At 38.6% G+C, this 2943-nt stretch carries 5 protein-coding genes; 3 read left to right on the forward strand and 2 right to left on the reverse strand.

Annotated elements, in window-relative coordinates; translation table 11 throughout:
* A partial coding sequence (locus tag PVV66_RS09305; protein ID WP_273760997.1) for a hypothetical protein occupies positions 1 to 251 on the forward strand: 251 nt, incomplete at its 5' end.
* Between the two features lie 27 nt (positions 252 to 278).
* On the opposite strand, the gene PVV66_RS09310 is transcribed toward PVV66_RS09305, so the two are convergent.
* Positions 279 to 1361, reverse strand: a complete 1083-nt coding sequence (locus PVV66_RS09310) for a hypothetical protein (protein ID WP_273719350.1) — start codon at positions 1359 to 1361, stop codon at positions 279 to 281.
* A gap of 377 nt (positions 1362 to 1738) precedes the next feature.
* On the opposite strand from PVV66_RS09310, the gene PVV66_RS09315 reads away from it, so the two are divergent.
* Both PVV66_RS09315 and PVV66_RS09320 read left to right on the forward strand, forming a co-directional pair.
* Positions 1739 to 2491, forward strand: coding sequence for an antA/AntB antirepressor family protein (locus tag PVV66_RS09315; protein ID WP_273719351.1), 753 nt, complete (start codon positions 1739 to 1741; stop codon positions 2489 to 2491).
* Entirely contained in the window at positions 2488 to 2766 is a 279-nt protein-coding gene (locus PVV66_RS09320; RefSeq protein WP_273719352.1) for a hypothetical protein, read from the forward strand. The genes PVV66_RS09315 and PVV66_RS09320 overlap by 4 nt, the downstream gene beginning before the upstream one ends.
* 41 nt (positions 2767 to 2807) lie before the next feature.
* Here PVV66_RS09320 and PVV66_RS09325 read toward each other — a convergent pair whose 3' ends face one another.
* On the reverse strand, positions 2808 to 2930 hold the full coding sequence (locus PVV66_RS09325) for a CopG family antitoxin (protein WP_273719355.1): 123 nt from the start codon (positions 2928 to 2930) through the stop codon (positions 2808 to 2810).
* Positions 2931 to 2943 lie beyond the last annotated feature (13 nt).

Genomic DNA, 2943 nt, shown 5'->3' on the forward strand with positions numbered 1-2943 from the left:
CAGCGATTTACACCATTAAGCATTCGGAATCGGAGGCTGGTGGCAGAATCCCCACCACAATCGCAAAAAAGGAACTTGATGTTTGTATCAATGATATCGGGGGAATACCACCAAAACCTCAAGATAGTATTGTGATCATCTCACCTGAAAATAATAAATCCCCCTCTTCTCAAGAGCACTTCCTGGTCACAGATGTCCAAGCCTCTGAATCCGGTATGTACAAGCTTATCTTACGAGAACAGAAACAATGAAACACCTTTGTTTGGTGTGTTTAAAAATCAATAAGGCCGCCCAAGAGCCCGGATTACTGCTGTAAATCTTGGGCTTGAAAAAGCAGTGAATTGGTAATTCCACGGAATGCCGGTACGGCGACTAACTTGGCATCCTTTGTATGTTATAGCTACTGATGCAATTCGTGTCCAAGTAGTCCTTTCATTCCTTTCAGGGCTTTCAAATACAATGGCTTGATCTGTAACCAAAAGACGTCCCCAAAGTGTGGTCTTTTTACTAATATCAAAGGAAACGCGTTCTTGAACTCCCAACAATTTTTCATTACGCGCTAAACGATAATCATATTCACTTGCATCAAGTTCTTGAAACATTTCACATGCCTCCAAAAAATTAGAGGGAGGAATATATGGTTGCAACATCGCAACTTGTTCTTCAAAAAGCTTTACATTTTTATTTTCAAAATGTACAGCGATCCCCAAAAGTGAAACAATAATAATGGCTACTAATAACCATGGTGAAATACTTATTACTGCCACTATACCCCCAATCAATAGAGCACAAAGGAGAAAAATCTTGATCCCCTTTTCCAATCGTTCGTTTTTAAATGCTGGAGATGTTTTATTAACGACTGAGAAATCAGAAGAAGGATGTGCAGGAGGGGGCGACATTGAAGCCTGTTCTGGAACTTTCTCTTTAAAACGTTTTTTGCGTTTATCTTGCCAATAAGCGAAAATGGAAAACGCAAAAAACGCAAAGAAAATTAACCAAAACCATCCCCAAAAACCTAACCCACCATTTTCATCTGATTTATTGTCTTGAGTGGGCGTGATTTGCTTATCAGTATTCTCAACTGGTGCCTGAGCCATGCTTTCATCTTGAGTAGCAACATCTATTGACGAAGTCGAAGAGAGGGTAACAACTTCATTATTATGTACAACTTGATCTGGTTTGTCTTTCTGTACAGCAACACCTACTATCGGAGCACCGACAAACAATAAAGCGCCAACACCAAGAGTCTTCAACCCCATTTTGCGCCATTTTTTTCTACATACGAAAACGATCCCAGTGATAATAATTGGTAAAGATAACAACCATACAATCATCGCAATTGTATCAAGTACGTCGCGCATTATTTTCCCCTCCGCTATAAATAAAAAGAGAGGAATTTTAAAGTGAGTCGATAAATAAAGTAAAGATGTGCTTATATAATTTAGAAAAATGTAATATTATCTATTGACATCATCATAAGGATATGAATAATCGAATCAGGTGCCTAAGAAACACCTTAAAGCAACTAGCGGATGGATTGCCGGAACAATCTCTTCTCCGCCAACTAAAAGTTTTGACTCATTGTATGTTACACGCATATAATGGCATTGTCGGGTGTGGTTACGCTATACAATACCCTTTATGGGAAAGGCATAACGACGGGCTAGTTGCCGTGTTTCTTAGCACCCGGCACTCTTTTAGAGTGTCATTAAGAAACATCTAACAACTAGGAGTTCACATGAACACTCTTATAGAAATTACAGAACAAGTCATTGATGGCGATGCGATTCAGACAGTAAATGCACGTGATTTACATGCGTTTTTAGGAGTAGGTAAAAAGTTTGCAGACTGGATTACTGAACGCATTAACAAATATGATTTTGTCGAAAACAGAGATTATATAGTTTTTCCCAATTTTGGGAAAAACCTCCAAGGTGGTCGTCCCTCTAAAGAATATCACCTCACTTTAAGTGTAGCCAAAGAACTTTCTATGGTGGAGAACAATAAGAAAGGTAGAGAAGCTCGTTTATACTTTATCGAATGTGAAAAACGTGCAAAGCAAGTGACAACACCGCAAATAAATCTTGCCAATGCATTGGAAAATCCTCTTACGATTAAACAGCTCCTTTTAGAGAGTATCAATCAATTAGAAGACTTAAGAAATGAGGTGAGTACACTCAAGCCAAAAGCCGAAGCTTTGGAAGGTTTAAAACGTTCTGATGGGTTGTTTGGTATTATTGAAGCAGCAAAGATATTAGAAGTACGACCAAAGGATTTAACGGATTACTTACGTAAACATGATTGGGTGTATCGTCGGGCTCCAGGGGCGCCTTTGTTGCCTTATCAAGATAAAATCAAGAAAGGCTTCATGGACTGTCCCGCTATTACCATTCAAAGACCGGATGGTACAGAAAAGGTACTGCCTTCAACGAAAATCACATCCAGAGGATTGGCATGTTTGAGAGAACAAATCCATGGAGGTGTACAATGAAGATAGATACCAACTTCTTATGTGATTTATGGATAGCATTATCTCAATTTTCTAGACATGAAAATATGAATGATAAAGATTGTACTGCTCTGGTTGATACTATGACTGTCATAGAAAAAGCTTTGATTTCAAAACTTCAAGATGAGATGCCAAGTATACTTAAAATCTTAACAGTTCTCACAGATTTTGGCGATTCAGAGTTACCGCATAGCATGGATTCTTTGTTGCGCGCTTATGAACCAAATCTCGAGAGCCCCATTAAAAAGGTCGCTTAAGTAAAGTATGCCCCTTCCCCACTTCAAAGGTGGGGAGGTGGTTAAGAGGATTCTTTAGGTAAGAATTCAAAATGAACGGGTTTAAAACCAGTTAAGTCATAATCCGTAAGATTAGCAGTATCAACGAAGTTTTCTGCTTCTTCATCCGTTTTGAAAACGGGTATTTGTTTTAATTGA

Origin of the sequence: Bartonella sp. AU16XJBT, from assembly GCF_028618665.1 — a bacterium.
Taxonomy (GTDB): Bacteria; Pseudomonadota; Alphaproteobacteria; order Rhizobiales; family Rhizobiaceae; genus Bartonella.